Annotated in this window: 22 protein-coding genes; 20 read left to right on the top strand and 2 right to left on the bottom strand. The window is 57.4% G+C overall.

What is annotated here, in order from left to right; genetic code table 11:
* The first annotated feature begins 110 nt into the window (after positions 1-110).
* Genes prmB through ACWHWP_RS16445 form a run of 6 tightly spaced genes read left to right on the top strand, consistent with a single transcriptional unit; the run spans position 111 to position 4,659 of the window.
* On the top strand, positions 111-1,043 hold the full coding sequence (gene prmB / locus ACWHWP_RS16470; RefSeq protein ID WP_008502612.1) for a 50S ribosomal protein L3 N(5)-glutamine methyltransferase: 933 nt from the start codon (positions 111-113) through the stop codon (positions 1,041-1,043).
* A 60-nt stretch (positions 1,044-1,103) separates the two neighbouring features.
* Complete coding sequence (aroC, locus tag ACWHWP_RS16465) at positions 1,104-2,189, top strand: chorismate synthase (protein WP_059312867.1); 1,086 nt, start codon at positions 1,104-1,106, stop codon at positions 2,187-2,189.
* Between the two features lie 2 nt (positions 2,190-2,191).
* Entirely contained in the window at positions 2,192-3,016 is an 825-nt protein-coding gene (mepA, locus tag ACWHWP_RS16460; RefSeq protein WP_447856025.1) for a penicillin-insensitive murein endopeptidase, read from the top strand.
* Entirely contained in the window at positions 3,016-3,825 is an 810-nt protein-coding gene (locus ACWHWP_RS16455) for a sulfite exporter TauE/SafE family protein (RefSeq protein WP_447856024.1), read from the top strand. Before mepA ends, ACWHWP_RS16455 begins: the two co-directional genes overlap by 1 nt.
* Complete coding sequence (locus ACWHWP_RS16450) at positions 3,825-4,370, top strand: elongation factor P hydroxylase (RefSeq protein ID WP_447856023.1); 546 nt, start codon at positions 3,825-3,827, stop codon at positions 4,368-4,370. Before ACWHWP_RS16455 ends, ACWHWP_RS16450 begins: the two co-directional genes overlap by 1 nt.
* 13 nt (positions 4,371-4,383) lie before the next feature.
* Positions 4,384-4,659 (top strand): YfcL family protein, encoded by a 276-nt coding sequence (locus tag ACWHWP_RS16445; RefSeq protein ID WP_059312865.1) that lies wholly within the window; start codon positions 4,384-4,386, stop codon positions 4,657-4,659.
* A gap of 65 nt (positions 4,660-4,724) precedes the next feature.
* Here the strand turns inward: ACWHWP_RS16445 and mnmC are convergent, their stop codons facing one another.
* On the bottom strand, positions 4,725-6,722 hold the full coding sequence (gene mnmC / locus ACWHWP_RS16440; RefSeq protein ID WP_447856022.1) for a bifunctional tRNA (5-methylaminomethyl-2-thiouridine)(34)-methyltransferase MnmD/FAD-dependent 5-carboxymethylaminomethyl-2-thiouridine(34) oxidoreductase MnmC: 1,998 nt from the start codon (positions 6,720-6,722) through the stop codon (positions 4,725-4,727).
* Between the two features lie 158 nt (positions 6,723-6,880).
* Between mnmC and fabB the strand changes: the two genes are divergently transcribed.
* Positions 6,881-8,098, top strand: a complete 1,218-nt coding sequence (gene fabB / locus ACWHWP_RS16435; RefSeq protein WP_023312571.1) for a beta-ketoacyl-ACP synthase I — start codon at positions 6,881-6,883, stop codon at positions 8,096-8,098.
* Positions 8,099-8,306: 208 nt separating this feature from the next.
* Positions 8,307-9,485: an arabinose transporter gene (locus ACWHWP_RS16430; RefSeq protein WP_447856021.1), complete on the top strand. Its 1,179-nt coding sequence runs from the start codon at positions 8,307-8,309 to the stop codon at positions 9,483-9,485.
* A 90-nt stretch (positions 9,486-9,575) separates the two neighbouring features.
* On the opposite strand, the gene flk is transcribed toward ACWHWP_RS16430, so the two are convergent.
* Complete coding sequence (gene flk / locus ACWHWP_RS16425; protein WP_047346646.1) at positions 9,576-10,580, bottom strand: flagella biosynthesis regulator Flk; 1,005 nt, start codon at positions 10,578-10,580, stop codon at positions 9,576-9,578.
* Between the two features lie 113 nt (positions 10,581-10,693).
* Here flk and pdxB point away from each other — a divergent pair, with 113 nt between their 5' ends.
* The 12 genes from pdxB to hisJ all read left to right on the top strand — a co-directional run bounded on the left by pdxB (position 10,694) and on the right by hisJ (position 22,533).
* Positions 10,694-11,830: a 4-phosphoerythronate dehydrogenase PdxB gene (gene pdxB / locus ACWHWP_RS16420; RefSeq protein ID WP_447856020.1), complete on the top strand. Its 1,137-nt coding sequence runs from the start codon at positions 10,694-10,696 to the stop codon at positions 11,828-11,830.
* Between the two features lie 67 nt (positions 11,831-11,897).
* Positions 11,898-12,911, top strand: a complete 1,014-nt coding sequence (locus tag ACWHWP_RS16415) for an aspartate-semialdehyde dehydrogenase (protein ID WP_063957835.1) — start codon at positions 11,898-11,900, stop codon at positions 12,909-12,911.
* A complete protein-coding gene (truA, locus tag ACWHWP_RS16410; RefSeq protein WP_063431685.1) occupies positions 12,911-13,723 on the top strand; it encodes a tRNA pseudouridine(38-40) synthase TruA in 813 nt (270 codons plus the stop codon). The genes ACWHWP_RS16415 and truA overlap by 1 nt, the downstream gene beginning before the upstream one ends.
* 28 nt (positions 13,724-13,751) lie before the next feature.
* Positions 13,752-14,411: a DedA family protein gene (locus ACWHWP_RS16405; RefSeq protein ID WP_059312859.1), complete on the top strand. Its 660-nt coding sequence runs from the start codon at positions 13,752-13,754 to the stop codon at positions 14,409-14,411.
* 154 nt (positions 14,412-14,565) lie between these two features.
* The gene (gene accD / locus ACWHWP_RS16400; RefSeq protein WP_023336427.1) at positions 14,566-15,471 is read left to right on the top strand and encodes an acetyl-CoA carboxylase, carboxyltransferase subunit beta; all 906 of its coding nucleotides are present in this window, start codon (positions 14,566-14,568) and stop codon (positions 15,469-15,471) included.
* Between the two features lie 70 nt (positions 15,472-15,541).
* Entirely contained in the window at positions 15,542-16,810 is a 1,269-nt protein-coding gene (gene folC / locus ACWHWP_RS16395) for a bifunctional tetrahydrofolate synthase/dihydrofolate synthase (protein WP_447856019.1), read from the top strand.
* Entirely contained in the window at positions 16,800-17,498 is a 699-nt protein-coding gene (gene dedD, locus ACWHWP_RS16390) for a cell division protein DedD (protein ID WP_059312857.1), read from the top strand. The genes folC and dedD overlap by 11 nt, the downstream gene beginning before the upstream one ends.
* A gap of 254 nt (positions 17,499-17,752) precedes the next feature.
* On the top strand, positions 17,753-18,241 hold the full coding sequence (cvpA, locus tag ACWHWP_RS16385) for a colicin V production protein (protein ID WP_000262116.1): 489 nt from the start codon (positions 17,753-17,755) through the stop codon (positions 18,239-18,241).
* 33 nt (positions 18,242-18,274) lie between these two features.
* Positions 18,275-19,792 (top strand): amidophosphoribosyltransferase, encoded by a 1,518-nt coding sequence (gene purF, locus ACWHWP_RS16380; protein ID WP_047346639.1) that lies wholly within the window; start codon positions 18,275-18,277, stop codon positions 19,790-19,792.
* A gap of 88 nt (positions 19,793-19,880) precedes the next feature.
* On the top strand, positions 19,881-20,450 hold the full coding sequence (locus tag ACWHWP_RS16375) for a UbiX family flavin prenyltransferase (protein ID WP_447856018.1): 570 nt from the start codon (positions 19,881-19,883) through the stop codon (positions 20,448-20,450).
* 291 nt (positions 20,451-20,741) lie between these two features.
* Positions 20,742-21,524, top strand: a complete 783-nt coding sequence (argT, locus tag ACWHWP_RS16370) for a lysine/arginine/ornithine ABC transporter substrate-binding protein ArgT (RefSeq protein WP_063429138.1) — start codon at positions 20,742-20,744, stop codon at positions 21,522-21,524.
* A gap of 226 nt (positions 21,525-21,750) precedes the next feature.
* The gene (hisJ, locus tag ACWHWP_RS16365; protein ID WP_023336423.1) at positions 21,751-22,533 is read left to right on the top strand and encodes a histidine ABC transporter substrate-binding protein HisJ; all 783 of its coding nucleotides are present in this window, start codon (positions 21,751-21,753) and stop codon (positions 22,531-22,533) included.
* Positions 22,534-22,565 lie beyond the last annotated feature (32 nt).

Below are 22,565 nucleotides of genomic sequence, written 5' to 3'. Positions count from 1 at the left end.
CGACTAAACGCATTTTTTAACCTCAAGCGCGACGCGTCATTGCTGATTTATCGCCGTCTTCATGGCAAACTAGCCGCCGAAAATTATGCGAGCATGCCCTGGAGGAAAGAGTGGATAAAATATTTGTCGATGAAGCAGTAAACGAGCTGCATACCATACAGGACATGTTGCGCTGGTCGGTTAGCCGCTTCAGCGCCGCCAATATCTGGTACGGTCACGGTACCGATAACCCGTGGGATGAGGCCGTACAGCTGGTGCTGCCATCCCTCTACCTGCCGCTGGATATTCCGGAAGATATGCGCACCGCGCGCCTGACCTCCAGCGAAAAGCACCGTATCGTTGAGCGCGTAATCCGCCGCGTGAACGAGCGCATCCCGGTCGCCTACCTGACCAACAAAGCCTGGTTCTGCGGCCACGAGTTCTATGTTGATGAACGCGTGCTGGTGCCGCGCTCGCCGATTGGTGAGCTGATTAACAATCATTTTGAAGGCCTGATCGGCCATCAGCCGCAGCACATTCTGGATATGTGTACCGGCAGCGGCTGCATTGCCATTGCCTGCGCTTACGCCTTCCCGGAAGCGGAAGTGGACGCCGTAGATATCTCCACCGACGCGCTGGCCGTGACCGAGCACAACATTGAAGAGCACGGTCTGATCCATCACGTTACGCCAATCCGTTCTGACCTGTTCCGCGACCTGCCGACGCTGCAGTACGATCTGATCGTCACCAACCCGCCGTACGTTGATGCGGAAGACATGTCCGATCTGCCGAACGAATATCGTCACGAGCCGGAGCTGGGCCTGGCGTCAGGCTCTGACGGCCTGAAGCTGACCCGCCGCATCCTGGCCTGCGCGCCGGATTATCTGACCGACGACGGCGTTCTGATTTGTGAAGTGGGCAACAGCATGGTACATCTGATAGAGCAGTACCCGGATGTGCCGTTCACCTGGCTTGAGTTCGACAACGGCGGTGACGGCGTCTTTATGCTGACCAAAGCGCAGCTGCTCGACGCGCGCGAACACTTCAGCATCTATAAAGATTAATCCAGCGGGCTTCGGCCCGTTTCACAACGCTCAAACACAAACAACTACATCGGAGCCGTGATGGCAGGAAACAGTATTGGACAGGTATTCCGGGTGACCACGTTTGGTGAGTCGCACGGGCTGGCACTGGGCTGTATCGTTGATGGCGTACCGCCGGGCATTGAACTGACCGAAGCAGATTTACAGCACGACCTTGACCGTCGTCGTCCGGGTACCTCTCGCTACACCACGCAGCGTCGCGAGCCGGACCAGGTCAAAATTCTCTCCGGCGTTTTCGAGGGCCGCACCACAGGCACCAGCATTGGTTTGCTTATCGAAAACACCGATCAGCGCTCTCAGGACTACGGCGCCATCAAAGACGTCTTCCGTCCGGGCCACGCTGATTATACCTACGAACAAAAGTACGGCTTCCGCGACTATCGCGGCGGCGGACGTTCATCGGCGCGTGAAACCGCGATGCGCGTGGCGGCAGGGGCGATTGCCAAAAAATACCTGCAGCAGAAATTTGGCATCGTTATCCGCGGCTGTCTGACCCAGATGGGCGACATTCCGCTGGCGATCAAAGACTGGGAGCAGGTTGAACAAAACCCGTTCTTCTGCGCCGATGCGGACAAGCTTGAAGCGCTGGATGAGCTGATGCGCGGCCTGAAAAAAGAGGGCGACTCCATTGGCGCGAAAGTGACCGTGGTGGCCGACGGCGTCCCGGCTGGCTGGGGCGAGCCGGTATTTGACCGTCTCGACGCCGACATCGCCCACGCGCTGATGAGCATCAACGCGGTAAAGGGCGTAGAGATTGGCGACGGTTTTGACGTGGTATCCCTGCGCGGCAGCCAGAACCGCGACGAAATCACGAAAGCGGGTTTCCAGAGTAACCACGCGGGCGGCATTCTGGGCGGTATCAGCAGCGGGCAGCAGATTGTTGCCAACATCGCGCTGAAGCCAACCTCCAGCATTACCGTGCCGGGCCACACGATTAACCGCGATGGCGAAGAAGTTGAGATGATCACCAAAGGACGTCACGATCCGTGCGTGGGGATCCGCGCGGTGCCGATCGCAGAAGCGATGCTGGCGATCGTGCTGATGGATCACTTCCTGCGCCAGCGCGCGCAGAATGCGGATGTGACGACCACCATTCCACGCTGGTAAACATGAAAAAAACCGCAATTGCTCTGCTGACGCTGCTCGCCAGTGGAGCCAGTCTGGCCGCGACGCCATGGCAAAAAATCACCCACCCGGTGGCGGGGAGCGCGCAGTCCATTGGCGCCTTTTCCAACGGCTGTATCGTCGGCGCTCAGGAGCTGCCTCTGCAGTCTGATACCTACCAGGTGATGCGTACCGATCAGCGACGCTATTTCGGCCACCCGGATCTGGTGCTGTTCATCCAGCGTCTGGGAAACCAGGTGCATAACCTGGGGCTGGGCACGATGCTGATTGGCGATATGGGGATGCCTGCCGGCGGACGCTTCAACGGCGGTCACGCCAGCCACCAGACCGGACTGGACGTGGATATCTTCCTGCAACTGCCGAAAGCGCGCTGGACCTCAGCCCAACTGCTGAAGCCGCAGGCGCTGGATCTGGTGGCGAGCGACGGTAAGCGCGTTGTGCCATCACTCTGGACGCGGGATGTGTCCAGCATGATCAAGCTCGCCGCAGAAGATAACGACGTCACGCGGATTTTCGTCAACCCGGCCATCAAGCAGCAGCTCTGCCTGGATGCCGGAACCGATCGCGACTGGCTGCGCAAAGTGCGCCCGTGGTTCCAGCATCGTGCACATATGCACGTTCGTCTGCGCTGCCCGGCGAACAGCCTGGAGTGTGAAGATCAGCCGTTACCTCCGCCAGGCGATGGTTGCGGTGCGGAACTGCAAAGCTGGTTTGAACCGGCAAAACCTGGAACCTCTAAGCCTGAGAAGAAGACACCGCCTCCGCTGCCGCCTTCCTGCCAGGCGCTACTGGATGAGCATGTACTTTAATGGATAATTTCGTCGATCTGTTTATGGTGTCACCGCTGCTGCTGGTGGTGCTGTTCTTTGTGGCTATGCTGGCCGGTTTTATCGATGCGCTCGCGGGCGGCGGCGGATTATTAACCGTACCCGCGCTGCTGGCGGCGGGCATGAGCCCGGCTCAGGCGCTTGCCACCAACAAGCTGCAGGCCTGCGGCGGCTCGCTCTCCGCATCGCTCTATTTTATCCGCCGCAAGGTGGTGAGCCTGGCCGATCAGAAGCTCAATATCCTGATGACCTTTATCGGCTCAACGTCGGGCGCGCTGCTGGTTCAGCACGTGCAGTCCGATATTTTGCGCCAGATCCTGCCGATTCTGATTATCTGCATCGGCCTTTACTTCTTGCTGATGCCAAAACTCGGTGAAGAGGACCGTCAGCGTCGTCTGCACGGTTTGCCGTTTGCCCTGATTGCCGGTGGCTGCGTCGGTTTTTACGACGGTTTCTTCGGCCCGGGAGCAGGCTCGTTTTACGCGCTGGCGTTTGTGACGCTGGCCGGGTTTAACCTCGCCAAATCCACCGCCCATGCCAAAGTGCTCAACGCGACATCAAACGTCGGCGGCCTGCTGCTGTTTATCATTGGCGGCAAGGTCATCTGGGCAACCGGCTTTGTGATGATGGCAGGGCAGTTTCTCGGGGCGCGCGCAGGCTCGCGTCTGGTATTAAGTAAAGGACAAAAGCTGATTCGGCCGATGATCGTTATCGTCTCGGCGGTAATGAGCGCCAAACTGCTTTATGACAGCCATGGACAGGAGATCCTCACCTGGTTGGGGATGAACTAATGAACAGTTCGCATAAATACGAACAGCTGATTGAGATTTTTGACGGCTGTTTTGCTGATGATTTTAATACCCGTCTGATTAAAGGCGACGACGAACCGATCTATCTTCCTGCTGATGCAGAGGTTCCGTATAACCGCATCGTCTTTGCGCACGGTTTTTACGCCAGCGGTCTTCACGAGATTTCTCACTGGTGCATCGCGGGTAAAGCGCGTCGCGAGCTGGTGGACTTCGGTTACTGGTACTGCCCGGACGGACGTGACGCCGCCACGCAGGGACAGTTTGAAGATGTGGAAGTGAAACCGCAGGCGCTGGAGTGGCTGTTCTGCGTCGCGGCGGGCTTCCCGTTCAACGTGAGCTGCGACAACCTTGAAGGCGACTTCGAGCCGGACCGTATCGTTTTCCAGCGCCGCGTTCACGCGCAGGTGATGGAATATCTTGAGAAAGGCATCCCGGAACGTCCGGCGCGCCTGATCGAGGCTTTACAGAATTATTACCACACGCCGAAGATGACGGCGGAATGCTTCCCATGGCCGGAAGATCTTTAACAGAGGAAAGAAGATGATCGCAGAATTTGAATCACGCATTCTGGCGTTAATTGATGACATGGTGGAACACGCCAGTGATGATGAGCTGTTCGCCAGCGGTTATCTGCGTGGTCACCTGACGCTTGCCGTAGCCGAGCTGGAAGCAGGGGACGATCACTCTGCCGAGGCCGTTCACGATGAAGTGACCCGCAGCCTTGAAAAAGCCATTCTGGCCGGGGAACTCTCTCCGCGCGACCAGTCACTGGTGCTGGGCATGTGGGACACTTTGTTCCAGCAGGCGAAACGCTAAGCTGCCGCCTTCTCTTCCCTCTCCCCTTTGGGGAGAGGGCCAGGGTGAGGGGATTTGACCGCACCCTACTTAACCTTCTTCCCCTTCAGCAGCTTCCGCACCCATAATCGATTCGGATTCAGTCCCGCAAGCGTAACCCTGTCCAGCGGAATCGGCTCGTCGCTCATTTGCGCGGCTAATACTTCAGCCAGCAGCGGCGCAGAGCACAGCCCGCGTGAACCCAGCCCGCCCAGCATAAACAGCTCCGGATACGCCGGTGCGGCCGCCGCCGTCTCCTTGTGTTCAGCCAGATCCTGATAGGCCTCAAGCGTAGCTTCGTAGTCCGGCACGTTTCCCGCCATCGGCAGGTGATCGCGGGTGGCACAGCGCACGCCGCAGCGCGCTTCCCCCTCGCTGACGTCCACCTCTTTCGCCCACGCCGCATCCGGGAAACAGTCAATCAGGCGCTGACGGTTTTGCGTCTGATCCGCCTCGCTATAGCGCATTTCCGTTTCGCCACGATGATAGCTGGCCCCGATACAGTGATGGCCGTTAGACGGATTTTGCGGCGTCAGGTAGCCGTCATAGCACAGCACCTGGCGCAGTTGGCCGAGCGCAGGTGCGGTCGGGATATGGCTCACCTGGCCGCCGACTGGATAAACCGGCAACGCTTCTGTCTGGATAAACTCGCTGATATGGTGCCCGTTGGCCAGAACAACGCTGGCATGGTGCGCCTCTTTGCCATTGGCAAATCGCAGACTCCAGCGTTCCGTCCGGCGCAGCGATTCCACCCTGTGGGCATAATGCGTCGTCAGCCCGCGCAACTGCGCGAGGGCAATGACCGCCGCGGTCAGCTCGGCCGGGCACAGCCAGCCGCCGAGAGGATACTGAATGCCTCCACAGCCGGTTTCCACGCCAGCGGTGTCTGCCACCACTTGCGTACTTACCGCGCGGGCAATCTCGTCAGGCAGACCCAGTGAAAGCATCTGCGTGATTTTTTGCTGGCTCTTTTCATCCCAGCCGAGCTGCGTGACGCCGCACCAGTCATGGTCGAACGCTACCGGCAGGGCGTCATACAGGCGACGGGCGAAGGTAAACGCCGCCGGGAAAAACTGGAACAGCGCCGGGTCGTGCGCGCTTAAAAGCGGATAGAGCGCCCCCTGGCGGTTGCCGGACGCGCCGCTTGCTGGCGCGTCGTCAGCGCAGTAGAGCGTGACCTGCCAGCCACGGTGGAGAAGCGCGAGGGACAGCAGGGCGCTGGCGATCCCCCCGCCGACTATCGCCACCTCACGCGATGCGCTGGCACCGCGTGCAAACCAAGGGGCGCTGGCGGGGATGTCCAGCGTGCGCTCCATCCTGCCGACCAGCATGTCGCGCTTGCGGCCAAAGCCTTTGGTTTTCTGCATGGTAAAGCCCGCCTCCTGCAGCCCGCGGCGGACAAAGCCTGCCGAGGTAAAGGTGGCGAGCGTTGCGCCCGGGCGAGCCAGTCGCGCCATCGCGCTAAACAGGTGCTGGCTCCACATGTCCGGGTTTTTGGCGGGCGCAAAGCCGTCCAGGAACCATGCGTCCACCTTCTGATTCATTGAGTCGTCGAGCGTATCGGTCAGGTCGTTAATGTCGCCCAGCCAGAGGTCCAGCGTGACGCGTCCGCCGTCCAGAATCAGGCGATGACAGCCGCCGATGTGGGGCGGCCACTGCGCCTGGAGCTGCTCTGCCCACGCTGCTAGCTCTGGCCAGCGCTGATGGGCAAGCCGCAGGTCATGCGTGGTGAGCGGGAATTTTTCGAAACTGATGAAATGTAATCTTTGTAGCGTAGCCTCAGGGTGTGCAGCGTGAAACCGATCGAACGCCTGCCAGAGGGTTAAAAAATTCAGCCCGGTACCAAATCCGCTCTCCGCGACCACAAACAGGCTGCGCGGGTGCGCCGGGAAGCGGGCGCTGAGCTGGTTTCCGTCGAGGAAAACATAGCGGGTTTCTTCAAGTCCGTTATCATTAGAAAAATAGACGTCATCAAAATCTCGGGAAACAGGTGTACCCTCAGCGTTGAATTCGAGGTTGGCGGGTTGTATAGCGTTTTGTTTCACGTAAGTTACTCGTCTGACAGGCAGTGGCACGATCTTAACGATGTGAGTCCATCGGTGCAAATTTCCGCAGAAAATGTCTGATCGGACTTGTTCGGCGTACAAGTGTACGCTATTGTGCGACTCGAAACTTACTATAGTGCGACTTACAGAGGTATTGAATGAAACGTGCAGTGATTACTGGCCTGGGCATTGTTTCCAGCATCGGTAATAACCAGCAGGAAGTCCTGGCATCTCTGCGTGAAGGACGCTCCGGGATCACTTTCTCTGAAGAGTTTAAAGATTCAGGTATGCGTAGCCACGTATGGGGTAACGTCAAACTGGACACCACCGGTTTGATTGACCGCAAAGTGGTTCGTTTCATGAACGATGCCTCTATTTATGCTTATCTCTCCATGCAGGAAGCGATCAAAGATTCCGGCCTGAGCGAAGAGGTTTATCAGAACAACCCGCGCGTGGGTCTGATCGCCGGTTCCGGCGGCTCATCAAAAGCGCAGGTATTCGGCGCTGACGCAATGCGTAGCCCGCGTGGTCTGAAAGCGGTAGGTCCGTACGTGGTCACCAAAGCCATGGGTTCTGCGGTTTCCGCATGCCTGGCGACCCCATTCAAAATCCACGGAGTGAACTACTCCATCAGCTCCGCGTGTGCAACTTCCGCACACTGCATCGGTAATGCTGTTGAGCAGATCCAGCTGGGTAAACAGGACATCGTATTTGCTGGCGGCGGCGAAGAGCTGGGCTGGGAAATGGCCTGTGAATTCGACGCAATGGGCGCACTGTCCACCAAATACAACGAGACGCCAGATAAAGCGTCCCGTACCTATGACGCGCACCGTGACGGTTTCGTTATCGCGGGCGGCGGCGGCATGGTTGTGGTTGAAGAGCTGGAGCACGCGCTGGCACGCGGCGCGCACATCTACGCTGAAATCGTGGGCTACGGTGCCACATCTGACGGCGCCGACATGGTGGCTCCATCCGGTGAAGGCGCGGTGCGCTGCATGAAGATGGCGATGCACGGCGTTGATACCCCAATCGACTACCTGAACTCTCACGGCACCTCTACGCCAGTAGGCGACGTGAAAGAGCTGGGTGCGATCCGTGAAGTGTTTGGCGACAATAGCCCGGCGATCTCCGCGACCAAAGCCATGACCGGTCACTCTCTGGGTGCGGCTGGCGTGCAGGAAGCGATCTACTCTCTGCTGATGCTGGAAAACGGCTTTATCGCGCCAAGCATCAACATCGATGAGATGGATGAGCAGGCTGCTGGCCTGAACATCGTCACCAAACCAATGGACGCGACGCTGACCACCGTCATGTCCAACAGCTTCGGTTTCGGCGGCACCAACGCCACGCTGGTGATGCGCAAGCTGAAAGCATAAGTTTTATGTTTGATTCAGAAAGGGAGCCATAAGGCTCCCTTTTTTATGCATTGACAACCGGCTGATCTCACAGGCAAACTTCACCCCTCAACATTATCCTCACGATAATGCGTAAGCGTTTAACGTCAACCAACGCGCCTTAATCCTGATAACCAGGTAGAGGGGGCGTGGCATTTTTCCCGCCTTACTCTTCATTTCGGAGTAAAGCATGACTGCAGTAACTCAAACAGAAACAACGCCTTCAGCGAACGTCTCGCTGTTCCGTATCGCCTTTGCGGTATTCCTGACCTATATGACCGTTGGCCTGCCGCTGCCGGTGATCCCGCTGTTTGTTCATCAGGAACTCGGCTATGGCAACACCATGGTCGGCATCGCCGTAGGCATCCAGTTTTTAGCGACGGTGCTAACCCGGGGATACGCCGGACGGCTGGCGGATCAGCACGGTGCTAAACGTTCAGCGCTACAGGGGATGTTTGCCTGCGGACTGGCGGGCGGCGCATGGCTGCTGGCGGCTCTCCTGCCGGTAGACGCCGCGTATAAATTTGCCCTGCTGGTGCTGGGCCGCTTAATCCTGGGCTTTGGTGAAAGCCAGCTGCTGACCGGCACCCTGACCTGGGGAATGGGCCTGGTGGGCCCGGCACGTTCCGGCAAAGTGATGTCCTGGAACGGCATGGCCATCTATGGCGCGCTGGCCGCGGGCGCCCCGCTTGGGCTGCTCATCAATAGCCAGTTCGGATTTGCGGCGCTGGCAGCCACCACCATGGTGCTGCCGCTGCTGGCGTGGGCGTTTAACGGCTCGGTGCGTAAAGTGCCCGCGCACAAGGGCGAACGTCCTTCCCTGTGGAGCGTGGTCGGCCAAATCTGGCAGCCGGGTCTTGGCCTGGCGCTGCAGGGCGTGGGGTTTGCGGTGATTGGCACGTTCGTCTCGCTCTATTTTATGAGCCGTGGCTGGGCGATGGCCGGTTTTACGCTCACCGCTTTTGGCGGCGCGTTTGTGCTGATGCGCGTGCTCTTCGGCTGGATGCCGGATCGCTTTGGCGGCGTGAGGGTGGCGGTGGCGTCGCTGGTGATTGAGACAATCGGTCTGCTGCTGCTGTGGAAAGCACCCGTGGCATCCGTTGCGCTGCTTGGAGCGGCGCTGACCGGCTGCGGCTGTTCACTGATTTTCCCGGCGCTCGGCGTTGAAGTGGTGAAGCGCGTGGCCCCGCAGGTGCGCGGTACGGCGCTGGGCGGCTATGCGGCGTTTCAGGATATCTCATACGGGGTCACCGGGCCGCTGGCCGGTCTGTTAGCCACCTCGTTTGGTTATCCGTCGGTCTTCCTGGCTGGTGCGGTTTCAGCGGTTGTTGGGATCGTGGTGACGCTGGTGGCGTTTCGTAGGACTTAAGCCGCTGTTGCCGGGTGGCGGCTGCGCCTTACCCGGCCTACGGTTTGAGCCGTTGTAGGCCCGGTAAGCGCAGCGCCACCGGGCAAAACATCAGGCAACCAGCCAGAAAATCGCCAGCGCAATCAGTAACGCAATAAACAGCAATCCCGGACGCGCAGAGAGGGTTCTGAACGTCTCCACGACGGGCGCAAACAGCGGGTTGTAGATTGGCTGAATGTTTCTCACCTCCGGCACGCCGCCTTCACGCTCGGCGCGGCGAATGAAGATCTGATTGAGCACATCCTGCACCTGTGCGGTAGTCAGTACCGTTTGCGGTGTGGCCTGCCAGTTTTGCTGGACGTAATCCCGAATCATCTCGAACTCGCGCGGCTCAAGCGGCTGTTTCAGTGCGGCCTGAACAGTATGCAGGGTAGGCGCATTCTGGGTGCTGAGCGTCTGGCGTGCCTGGAGCCAGGTCACCAGATGGGTAAACTGTTTGGCCGGGATCAGCTCGCCTGCCTTCACGCCTGACAGTTCCAGCATGGATTGCCAGATAAGCTTCGTCGGTTCGCCGGTGGCCGCGGCCAGCTTTGTCACCATCTGCTTGAGCGTGTTGTGCTCGGCGGGCAGCAGCGAACGCTCGGTCGACGGGCGCACCTGAGGCTGCGGAATAGACAGCTCATTGTTCTGCAACAGCGTCAGCACGGTTTTAAGCTGGTCTGGCGTCAACTGGCCCAGGGCGGTTTGACCATACTGCTGGCGAATAAAATCACTCACCGCCTGGCGGTTATTCCCCTGGCCAAGCAGCTCCGTCAGCTGCGCGACAATCTGGCGCGTGGTGTGGTTCTGCTGTGCGGTATTGATACGCTGGTTCAGGTTTTGCTCGGCAGCAGGGAAGTGGCGCGACTGCAGCGGCGCGTCGTTTCTCATGCCCAAATCATGCTTTACCCCAGCCCAGACTTCTGCGTTTTGCTGTGAAGTCAGCGCAATCAGGCGCGTGATCAGTCGCTCCAGCACGGTGCGCTGTTGCGTGGATAGCGGTTGTTCGCCGGCAACGTTTGGCGTAACAGGGCCTTCACCCGGAGGGCGCGGCGGCGTGCCTGAAATGGGCTGCATCGTCAAAAATCCTTAAAGTCAAAACTCAGCGTAAACCTGGCAGACGTATATGCCTGGCGGCCAGATTATGGCACACTTGGCAGGTTTTCTTCCTCTCAAACAGGTACTCAGACGTGAAAATCCTCGTTGATGAAAATATGCCTTATGCCCGCGAGCTGTTTAGCCGCCTGGGTAACGTTAAGGCTGTCCCTGGTCGCCCGATCCCGGTCAACGAACTGGATGACGCAGACGCGCTGATGGTGCGCTCGGTGACCAAAGTAAATGAGGCATTGCTCGCCGGTAAAGCGATTAAGTTCGTCGGGACCGCAACGGCAGGGACCGATCATGTGGATGATAAATGGCTTACGCAGGCCGGGATCGGTTTTTCCGCCGCGCCGGGCTGTAACGCCATTGCCGTCGTGGAATACGTTTTCTCCTCGCTGCTGATGTTGGCCGAGCGAGACGGTTTTGTGCTGAAAGACCGCACCGTGGGGATTGTTGGCGTGGGTAACGTGGGTGGACGCCTGCAAAAGCGCCTGGAAGCGCTAGGGATCCGCACGCTGCTGTGCGATCCGCCGCGCAAGGACAACGGTGATGACGGAGATTTTCGCTCGCTGGACGAGCTGGTTGAACAGTGTGACGTGCTGACTTTCCACACCCCGCTGTTTAAAGAGGGGCCGTATAAGTCACTGCATCTCGCTGACGACGCGCTGATCCGCCGCCTGAAGCCTGGCACTATTCTGATAAATGCCTGCCGTGGTCCGGTGGTGGACAACGCCGCGCTGCTGGCGTGTCTGAATGAAGGACAAGACCTCAGCGTGGTGCTGGACGTCTGGGAGCCGGAGCCGGATCTCAGTGTTGAGCTGCTTAATAAGGTGGACGTGGGCACCGCGCACATCGCCGGTTACACCCTTGAGGGGAAAGCCCGCGGCACGACGCAGGTCTTCGAAGCCTACAGCACCTTTATTGGCCATCCGCAGCAGGTGGCGCTGGATACCTTACTTCCCGCGCCTGAGTTTGGCCGCATTACCCTGCACGGCCCGCTCGATCAGGCAACGCTGAAAAGGCTGGTGCATTTGGTGTATGATGTGCGCCGCGATGATGCGCTGCTGCGTAAAGCGGCGGGGATCCCGGGTGAGTTTGATAAGCTGCGCAAGAACTACGTTGAGCGCCGCGAGTGGTCCTCCCTTTATGTAATATGCGACGACGCCCCGGCGGCGACGCTGCTGCATAAGTTAGGGTTTAACGCCGTTCATCACCCGGCGCATTAATGTCTTCTTAATGCTCCCTGTCGGATACTCCGACAGGGACGCTTTTTTATTTCTGGAGTAAACCACCATGTCTGAAGGCTGGAACATTGCCATTTTAGGTGCCACGGGTGCCGTGGGCGAAGCCCTGCTCGAAACCCTTGCTGAGCGTCAGTTCCCGGTGGGTGATATCTATGCGCTGGCGCGTACGGATAGCGCGGGTGAGCATCTGCGTTTTAACAGTAAATCCGTGATGGTCCAGGATGCGGCAGCGTTCGACTGGACTCAGGCGCAGCTGGCGTTTTTCGCCGCGGGCGCTGAAGCCACTGCTGCGTACATTGAAGAGGCGACCAACGCAGGCTGCCTGGTGATCGACCTGAGCGGCCTGTTCTCAATGGAGCCCGATGTGCCGCTGGTGGTGCCGGACGTGAACCCGTTTGTGCTGGCTGACTACCGCAACCGTAACGTCATTGCGGTACCGAACAGCCTGACCAGCCAGCTGCTGACCGCCCTGAAGCCGCTGATCGACGACGGCGGCCTGTCGCGCATTACCGTCACCAGCCTGCTGTCCGCGTCCGCGAACGGCAAAAAGGCCGTTGACGCGCTGGCCGGGCAGAGCGCGAAGCTGCTGAACGGCATCCCGATTGACGAAGACGATTTCTTTGGTCGCCAGCTGGCGTTCAACATGCTGCCATTGCTGCCGGATCGCGAGGGTTCCGTACGCGAAGAGCGCCGTATCGTCGATGAAGTTCGTAAAATTCTGCAGGATGACGGACTGATGATCTCCGCGAGCGTCGTACAGTCCCCGGTCTTCTACGGCCACGCGCAGATGGTTGGTTTTGAAGCGCTGCGTCCGCTGGCAGCAGAAGAGGCGCGCGACGCGTTCGGCCGCGGTGAAGACATCGTGCTTTCTGAAGAGAGCGAGTTCCCTACCCAGGTGGGCGATGCCTCAGGGAGCGCACATCTCTCCGTAGGCTGCGTGCGCAACGATTACGGTATGCCGGAGCAGGTTCAGTTCTGGTCTGTTGCCGATAACGTTCGCTTTGGCGGCGCGCTGATGGCGGTGAAGATCGCTGAAAAACTGGTGCAGGAGTATCTGTACTGATGTCAGCAGTGGAGCAAAAGCCAGTTCATAAAATTGCCCTCGGCATTGAGTACGACGGCAGTAAATATTATGGCTGGCAGCGTCAGAATGAGGTGCGCAGCGTCCAGGAAAAGCTGGAAAAAGCGCTCTCTCAGGTGGCAAACGAGCCGATTAACGTCCTGTGTGCAGGACGTACGGACGCGGGTGTTCACGGCACGGGGCAGGTGGTTCACTTTGAAACCACCGCCGAACGTAAGGATGCCGCCTGGACGCTGGGTGTAAATGCGAATTTGCCTGGTGACATTGCGGTGCGTTGGGTAAAAGCTGTGCCGGATGATTTTCACGCGCGCTTCAGCGCCACGGCACGCCGCTACCGTTATGTCATCTACAACCAGCGCCTGCGTCCGGCGGTATTAAGCCAGGGCGTGACGCATTTTTATGAACCGCTTGATGCTGAACGGATGCATCGTGCGGCGCAGTGCCTGATTGGTGAAAATGACTTTACCTCGTTTCGTGCGGTCCAGTGTCAGTCCCGTACGCCGTGGCGTAACGTCATGCACATAAACGTTAGCCGTTATGGCGCGTATGTGGTGGTGGATATCAAAGCCAATGCCTTTGTACATCATATGGTTCGGAATATTGTGGGCAGCCTGATGGAAGTGGGTGCCGGACACCAGCCGGAGAGCTGGATTGCAGACCTGCTGGCAGCGAAGGACAGAACGCTTGCGGCAGCCACGGCGAAAGCGGAAGGATTGTATCTGGTCTCGGTAGACTATCCGGATCGGTTTGACCTGCCAAAACCGCCAATGGGCCCGCTGTTTTTAGCGGACTAAACAAAGATGCAATTAGGGCTTAGACAATATGGACGTAATTCGTTTTTTGATTGATTTCATCCTGCATATTGATGTTCACCTGGCGGAGCTGGTCGCGCAGTATGGCGTCTGGGTTTACGCCATTCTGTTCCTCATTCTGTTTTGTGAAACCGGTCTGGTCGTTACCCCGTTCCTGCCGGGAGATTCCCTGCTGTTCGTCGCCGGGGCGTTATCGGCGCTACCCACCAATGACCTGAACGTGCACCTTATGGTTGTGCTGATGGTGATTGCCGCCATTATTGGCGATGCGGTCAACTATACGATTGGACGCGTGTTCGGTGAGCGGCTTTTCAGTAATCCTGATTCGAAAATTTTCCGTCGCAGCTATTTAGATAAAACCCACGCGTTTTACGAGCGCCATGGCGGAAAAACCATTATCCTTGCGCGTTTTGTGCCTATTGTGCGCACATTTGCACCGTTTGTGGCGGGAATGGGGCATATGTCCTATCGTCATTTTGCGGCATACAACGTGGTTGGCGCGCTGCTGTGGGTATTGCTGTTTACCTATGCAGGCTACCTGTTCGGCGATCTCCCGGTGGTTCAGGAAAACCTTAAGTTACTGATTGTAGCGATTATTGTGCTTTCCGTGCTGCCAGGCGTTGTCGAAATTATTCGTCACAAGCGTGCGGCGGCAAAACAAGCGAAGTAAATGCACACTGGCGGTTCGACCACTTTTTTATCCAAAGTTTCGGGCTGTTATGTTTTAATGTGCAACATTCATGGTCTGTTGGAGGCAAAAATGGCATTATTCGCCTCTTATAGCAAAACTGGCATACGACCAGGTTCAGGCAGAAAGGTTATCAATGAGCTGGATTGAACGAATTAAAAGCAACATTACCCCAACGCGCAAAGCGAGCATTCCTGAAGGGGTATGGACGAAGTGTGATAGCTGCGGCCAGGTTCTGTATCGCGCAGAGCTGGAACGCAACCTTGAGGTGTGTCCGAAGTGTGACCACCATATGCGTATGTCGGCGCGCAACCGCCTGCATAGCCTGCTGGACGAAGGTTCTCTGGTAGAACTGGGCAGCGAGCTTGAGCCAAAAGACGTGCTGAAGTTCCGCGACTCCAAAAAATACAAAGATCGTCTGGCCTCTGCACAGAAAGAGACCGGCGAGAAAGACGCGCTGATCGTCATGAAAGGCACCCTGCACGAGATGCCGGTTGTTGCCGCTGCGTTTGAGTTCGCCTTTATGGGCGGCTCAATGGGCTCCGTGGTCGGTGCGCGCTTCGTGCGTGCCGTTGAGCAGGCGCTGGAAGACAACTGCCCGCTGATCTGCTTCTCTGCCTCCGGCGGGGCGCGCATGCAGGAAGCGCTGATGTCTCTGATGCAGATGGCGAAAACCTCTGCTGCGCTGGCGAAAATGCAGGAGCGCGGTCTGCCGTATATCTCCGTGCTGACCGACCCAACCATGGGCGGTGTCTCCGCAAGCTTCGCGATGCTGGGCGATCTGAACATCGCTGAGCCAAAAGCGCTGATCGGCTTTGCGGGCCCTCGTGTTATCGAGCAGACCGTTCGTGAAAAACTGCCGCCTGGCTTCCAGCGCAGTGAGTTCCTCATTGAGAAAGGCGCCATCGACATGATTGTCCGCCGTCCGGAAATGCGCCTGAAGCTGGCGAGCATCCTGGCGAAGCTGATGAATCTGCCAGCGCCGAACCCGGATGAGCCGCGCGAAGGCGTGGTGGTACCGGATCAGGAACCCGAGGCCTGATAACTGAAAAGGGCAGGGCCGGTTGGCGCTGCCCTTTTGCTTTCTAATCTGTTAATGACAACCGGGCATTATGGAAAATAAAAGCATTCCCCAAGCCACGTCGCCCCTGGCCGCGTGGCTTTCTTATCTGGAAAACCTGCACAGTAAAACCATCGATATGGGGCTTGAACGCGTCAGCCAGGTCGCCGCGCGTCTTGATGTGCTCAAACCGGCACCTTTCGTGTTTACCGTCGCGGGCACCAACGGCAAAGGTACCACCTGCCGTACCCTGGAATCCGTGCTGATGGCTGCGGGTTACAGGGTAGGCGTTTACAGCTCTCCACACCTGGTACGCTACACCGAGCGGGTGCGCGTGCAGAACGGCGAACTGCCGGAATCGGCGCATACGGCGTCGTTCGCGGAAATTGAAGCCGCGCGCGGTGAGACCTCATTAACCTATTTTGAATACGGTACTCTGTCGGCGCTGTGGCTGTTCAGGCAGGCGCAGCTGGACGTGGTGATCCTTGAGGTCGGCCTCGGCGGTCGTCTTGATGCGACCAATATGGTGGATGCGGACGTGGCGGTGGTCACCAGCATCGCGCTGGACCATACCGACTGGCTGGGTCCGGACCGGGAAAGCATTGGCCGCGAGAAGGCCGGTATTTTCCGGGCCAATAAGCCTGCCGTGGTCGGCGAGCCGGATATGCCACACACCATCGCTGAGGTGGCACACGAGAAGGGCGCGCATCTGCTGCGCCGCGGCGTTGACTGGCAGTATGAAGTACGTGATAACGCCTGGCGCTTTAGCGATGCACAGGGCGCGCTGGACAACCTGCCGCTGCCGCAGGTGCCACAGCCTAACGCGGCGACTGCCCTGGCGGCACTTCGTGCGAGCGGCCTTGCGATCAGCGAGCAGGCGATCCGCGACGGCATACAGAACGCGATTCTGCCCGGGCGCTTCCAGATTGTCAGCGAGTCACCGCGTTTGATACTGGACGTGGCGCACAACCCCCATGCGGCGGCGTATCTCGCGGAACGTCTCAAATCGTTACCAAAAACCGGGCGAGTGCTGGCGGTTATCGGTATGCTTCATGATAAAGATATCGGCGGGACGCTGGCCTGCATGGAGAGTGTGGTCGATAGCTGGTATTGTGCTCCTCTGGAGGGGCCGCGCGGCGCGACGGCTGAGCAGCTGATGGAACATCTCGGCAAAGGCGCAATCTACAGTAGCGTGGCGCAGGCCTGGCATGCCGCGATGGCGGATGCTAAACCAGAAGATACCGTGCTGGTGTGTGGTTCATTCCACACGGTGGCACATGTCATGGAAGTGATGGACGCGGGGAGAACCGGTGGCGAGTAAGTTTCAGAACCGTTTAACAGGAACCATTGTGCTGGTCGCGCTCGGGGTGATTATTCTCCCGGGTCTGCTCGACGGGCAGAAAAAGCATTATCAGGATGAGTTTGCCGCTATTCCGCTGGTCCCTAAACCGGGCGACCGCGATGAGCCGGATATGCTGCCGGCGGCGACGCAGGCGCTTCCTGCTCAGCCACCGGAAGGTGCGGCGGAAGAGGTGCGTGCGGGCGATGCTGCAGCGCCGTCGCTCGATCCGTCTCGCCTGGCGGCAGCGAGCAACAGCGACATCGATCCTGTGCCGGTAGAGCAGCCTAAGCCTGTTGAAAAACCGAAGCCGGTCGACAAACCGCAGCCGAAACCGCAGCGTGATAAAACGGCAGAACAGCTTGCCGCGGCGTCAGAGACGCCTCCGCCAGCGAAACCGGCTCAGCAAGAGGCCGCTGCCCCAACGGGTAAAGCCTACGTTGTACAGCTGGGCGCGTTGAAAAATGCCGATAAAGTCAATGAGGTGGTGGGTAAACTGCGCAGTGCGGGATATCGTGTTTACACTTCACCAACCACGCCGGTGCAGGGTAAAATTACCCGTATTCTCGTGGGGCCAGAAGCGTCTAAGGACAAGCTGAAAGGTTCGCTCGGCGAGCTGAAGCAGATCTCCGGCCTGAGCGGCGTAGTGATGAGCTACAGCGCGAACTGATAAAATCTTGCCCCTCACCCTAACCCTCTCCCCAGAGGGGCGAGGGGATAGTTTGCTCCCTCTCCCTTGAGGGAGAGGGCTGGGGTGAGGGGGAACGGCAGACGTCCAAAGAGACGTAATAAGCCACGGCGTTGAACATTTTTTCAGCGCCTTTTTTATTTACGCGGGGGAAGGAAATCCCTACGCAAACGTTTTCTTTTTCTGTTAGAATTCGCCCCGAACTGGATGACAGGGCGTTAAATCGTGGGACACATATGGTCTGGATTGATTACGCCATCATTGCGGTGATTGGTTTTTCCTGTCTGGTTAGCCTGATCCGTGGCTTTGTTCGTGAAGCGTTATCGCTGGTGACATGGGGTTGTGCTTTCTTTGTCGCCAGTCATTACTACACTTACCTGTCTGTCTGGTTCACGGGCTTTGAAGATGAACTGGTCCGAAATGGAATCGCCATCGCGGTGCTGTTTATCGCGACGCTGATTGTCGGCGCTATCGTGAATTACGTGATAGGTCAGCTGGTCGAGAAAACCGGTCTGTCAGGAACGGACAGGGTGCTCGGGATCTGTTTCGGGGCATTACGAGGCGTGCTGATTGTGGCCGCGATCCTGTTCTTCCTGGATACCTTCACCGGGTTCTCCAAAAGCGAAGACTGGCAAAAATCGCAGCTCATTCCAGAGTTCAGCTTCATCATCAGATGGTTCTTTGACTATCTGCAAAGCTCGTCGAGTTTTTTGCCCAGGGCATAAACCCTGAGATGTGGCTTAACGAGGAAAAGACGAATGTGCGGTATTGTCGGTATCGCCGGTTTCATGCCGGTAAACCAGTCGATTTATGACGCGTTATCGGTGCTTCAGCACCGTGGGCAGGATGCTGCGGGTATCATCACCATTGATGCAAACAACTGCTTCCGTTTACGCAAGGCGAATGGCCTGGTAAACGATGTGTTTGAAGCCCGCCATATGCAGCGTCTGCAAGGTAATATGGGTATCGGTCACGTTCGTTATCCTACTGCTGGCAGTTCCAGCGCTTCTGAGGCACAGCCTTTCTACGTCAACTCACCGTACGGCATCACGCTTGCTCATAACGGCAACCTGACCAACGCGCACGAGCTGCGTAAAAAGCTGTTCGAAGAGAAACGTCGCCACATTAACACCACCTCTGATTCTGAAATCCTGCTCAACGTGTTTGCCAGCGAGCTGGATAACTTCCGTCACTACCCGCTGGAAGCCGACAACGTCTTTGCTGCTGTCGCAGCGACAAACCGCCAGATCCGCGGAGCGTACGCCTGCGTCGCGATGATCATCGGTCATGGCATGGTGGCCTTCCGCGATCCAAACGGCATTCGTCCGCTGGTGCTCGGCAAGCGCGACCTCGGCGATGGTCGTACCGAATATATGGTTGCCTCTGAAAGCGTGGCGCTGGATACCCTGGGCTTTGAGTTCCTGCGTGACGTTGCGCCGGGCGAAGCGGTCTATATCACCGAGAAGGGCCAGCTGTTTACCCGCCAGTGTGCCGATAACCCGGTCAGCAACCCGTGCCTGTTTGAATACGTTTACTTTGCCCGCCCGGATTCCTTCATCGACAAGATTTCCGTCTACAGCGCGCGCGTGAACATGGGCACCAAGCTGGGCGAGAAGATTGCCCGCGAGTGGGACGATCTTGACATCGACGTCGTCATTCCTATCCCGGAAACCTCCTGCGATATCGCGCTGGAAATCGCCCGCATTCTGGATAAGCCATACCGTCAGGGCTTCGTGAAGAACCGCTACGTTGGCCGTACCTTTATCATGCCGGGCCAGCAGCTGCGTCGTAAGTCCGTGCGCCGCAAACTGAACGCCAACCGCGCCGAGTTCCGCGACAAGAACGTTCTGCTGGTGGATGATTCCATCGTTCGCGGCACCACCTCTGAGCAAATCATTGAGATGGCGCGCGAAGCGGGTGCGAAGAAAGTCTACCTGGCCTCTGCGGCCCCGGAGATTCGCTTCCCGAACGTGTACGGTATTGATATGCCAACCGCCAACGAGCTGATCGCACACGGCCGTGAAGTGGACGAAATTCGCCAGATCATCGGTGCCGACGGCCTGATTTTCCAGGATCTGAACGATCTCATCGACGCGGTGCGCGCCGAGAACCCGGATATTCAGCAGTTCGAATGCTCTGTGTTTAACGGTATTTACGTGACCAAAGACGTTGACCAGCAGTATCTCGACTATCTGGATTCGCTGCGCAACGACGATGCCAAAGCCGTTCAGCTGCAAAACGATCTCGAAAGTTTAGAGATGCACAACGAAGGTTGATGCTCCGGCAGGTGAGGGCGTATGCCCTCACTTGCAACTCCCCGCAAAATCCTGCACAGTCTGCCCTGAATCAGTAAGGGCAAAAATCATGAAACGACTCATTGTTGGGCTCAGCGGCGCCAGTGGCGCCATTTACGGCGTACGTCTGTTACAGGTTTTGCGTAACGTGGCTGAAGTCGAAACCCATCTGGTGATGAGCCAGGCGGCGCGGCAGACCCTCTCGCTGGAAACCGATCTCTCCCTGCGCGATGTTCAGGCCCTGGCGGATGTCGTGCACGATGCCCGTGATATCGCTGCCAGCATCTCCTCAGGCTCGTTTAAAACAGCCGGTATGGTTATCCTGCCCTGTTCAATTAAAACGCTCTCCGGCATTGTGAACAGCTATACCGATACCCTGGTAACCCGCGCGGCGGATGTGGTGCTGAAGGAGCGTCGTCCTCTGGTGCTCTGCGTGCGGGAAACGCCGCTGCATCTGGGGCACCTGCGCTTAATGACTCAGGCCGCCGAGCTCGGCGCGGTCATCATGCCGCCGGTACCGGCGTTCTATCATCGCCCAACTTCGCTGGATGACGTGATTAATCAGACCGTTAACCGCGTGCTGGATCAGTTCGGCATCGACCTGCCGGAAGATCTCTTCACCCGCTGGCAGGGGGCCTGATTCTGTGCACAAACAGAGTGCATGAAAAGAGACGTTGCCCTGTTTTAGGGCAATTATGCAACGGCGATCATATCCTCGACATTTAATTCGTTTTTTCCCTTTTTCTCTCTCCGGTTCGTTCGGCAGACCTGCTATCTTTCACCATTAAGGCAATATCGCAACGTTTTATTAACATATTTAACGTCGAAGTTTCGACCAGACGGCAATGTGGCATAAGACCTGCAAGATGAAGCCTGCAACACAACACACAACACAATACATAATAAAATCACGGTACTTGAGGGTAAATGTATGAAGAAGACGGTTCTGGCTCTGTCTTTGCTCGTGGGGTTAAGTGCGGCAGCAGGTAGCTACGCAGCGCTTCCACAGACGGTTCGTATCGGTACAGACGCAACCTACGCGCCATTCTCTTCCAAGGATGCGAAAGGCGATTTCGTGGGGTTTGATATCGATCTGGGTAATGAAATGTGCAAACGCATTGCGGTGAAATGCACATGGGTGGGCAGCGACTTCGACGCGTTAATCCCGTCGCTGAAAGCCAAGAAAATCGACGCCATTATCTCTTCTCTCTCCATCACCGAAAAACGTCAGCAGGAGATTGCCTTCTCTGACAAGCTCTACGCCGCAGACTCTCGCCTGATTGCCCCTAAAGGTTCCCCGATTAAGCCAACCATCGACTCGCTGAAAGGCAAGCATGTTGGCGTGCTGCAGGGATCGACCCAGGAAGGTTATGCCAATGCAAACTGGCGTGAGAAGGGCGTAGACGTGGTGGCTTACCAGAACCAGGATCTGATTTACTCTGACCTGGCGGCGGGCCGTCTGGATGCGGCATTCCAGGATGAAGTCGCCGCGAGCGAAGGCTTCCTGAAGCAGCCGGCGGGTAAAGACTACGCGTTTGCAGGCCCGTCCGTGAAAGACAAAAAGTACTTTGGCGACGGCACCGGTATTGGCCTGCGTAAGGATGATACCGAGCTGAAGGCCGCCTTCGACAAAGCCTTTGCAGAGCTGCGTAAGGACGGTACTTACGACAAACTGGCGAAGAAATACTTCGACTTCAACGTATACGGTGACTAAGTCCAGGCGACAACGCACCGAAAAGGTGCGTTGTGGGACCGGTTGACCCAATACGGTGCGTTTATTGCACCGTATTGGATCGCTGTGTGCATACTTACGCATTTTTAATGCAAAAATTCCCGACTTAAGGGCATTAGTCTTTGCCTGAAAGAGGGGATTGATGGCACATTAGCACCACCCCGTCGTCGTAAAAATCCCGTATGAAGACAGTTTGTTGAGGACAAATATGAAAAAACTCGTGTTGTCATTATCTCTGGTACTGGCCTTTTCCAGCGCCACCGCGGCATTCGCAGCCATTCCACAGAAAATCCGGATTGGTACCGACCCAACCTATGCGCCGTTCGAATCGAAGAATTCAAAGGGTGAACTGGTCGGTTTTGACATCGATCTGGCCAATGAGCTGTGCAAACGCATCAAAGCACAGTGTACCTACGTTGAGAACCCGCTGGATGCGCTAATCCCATCCCTGAAAGCGAAAAAAATCGACGTGATCATGTCCTCACTCTCCATCACCGAAAAACGCCAGCAGGAGATTGCCTTCACGGACAAACTCTATGCGGCCGATTCGCGTCTGGTGGTGGCGAAGGCTTCTGACATTCAGCCAACGCTGGAGTCGCTGAAAGGCAAACGCGTCGGCGTGCTGCAGGGCACCACGCAGGAAACCTACGGCAACGAACACTGGGCACCGAAGGGGATTGAGATTGTCTCCTATCAGGGCCAGGAAAATATTTACGCTGACCTGACGGCAGGCCGTATTGACGCGGCATTCCAGGATGAAGTCGCGGCGAGCGAAGGCTTCCTGAAAACGCCGGTGGGTAAAGATTACAAGTTTGGCGGTCCGTCCATTAAGGACGTGAAGCTGTTTGGTGTGGGCACCGGTATGGGCCTGCGTAAAGAAGACAACGAGCTGCGTGAGGCGCTGAACAAAGCGTTTGCTGAAATGCGCGCGGACGGCACCTACGACAAGCTGGCGAAAAAGTACTTCGATTTTAACGTTTACGGCGGCTAATCGCCCCGTCAAATAACGTGCGGCCCCTCCCG

The organism is Enterobacter sp. WI-ESBL-E8 (assembly GCF_053364895.1).
The sequence above is the reverse complement of the archived record's forward strand: the minus strand, read 5'-3'. Positions and strand labels throughout refer to the sequence as shown.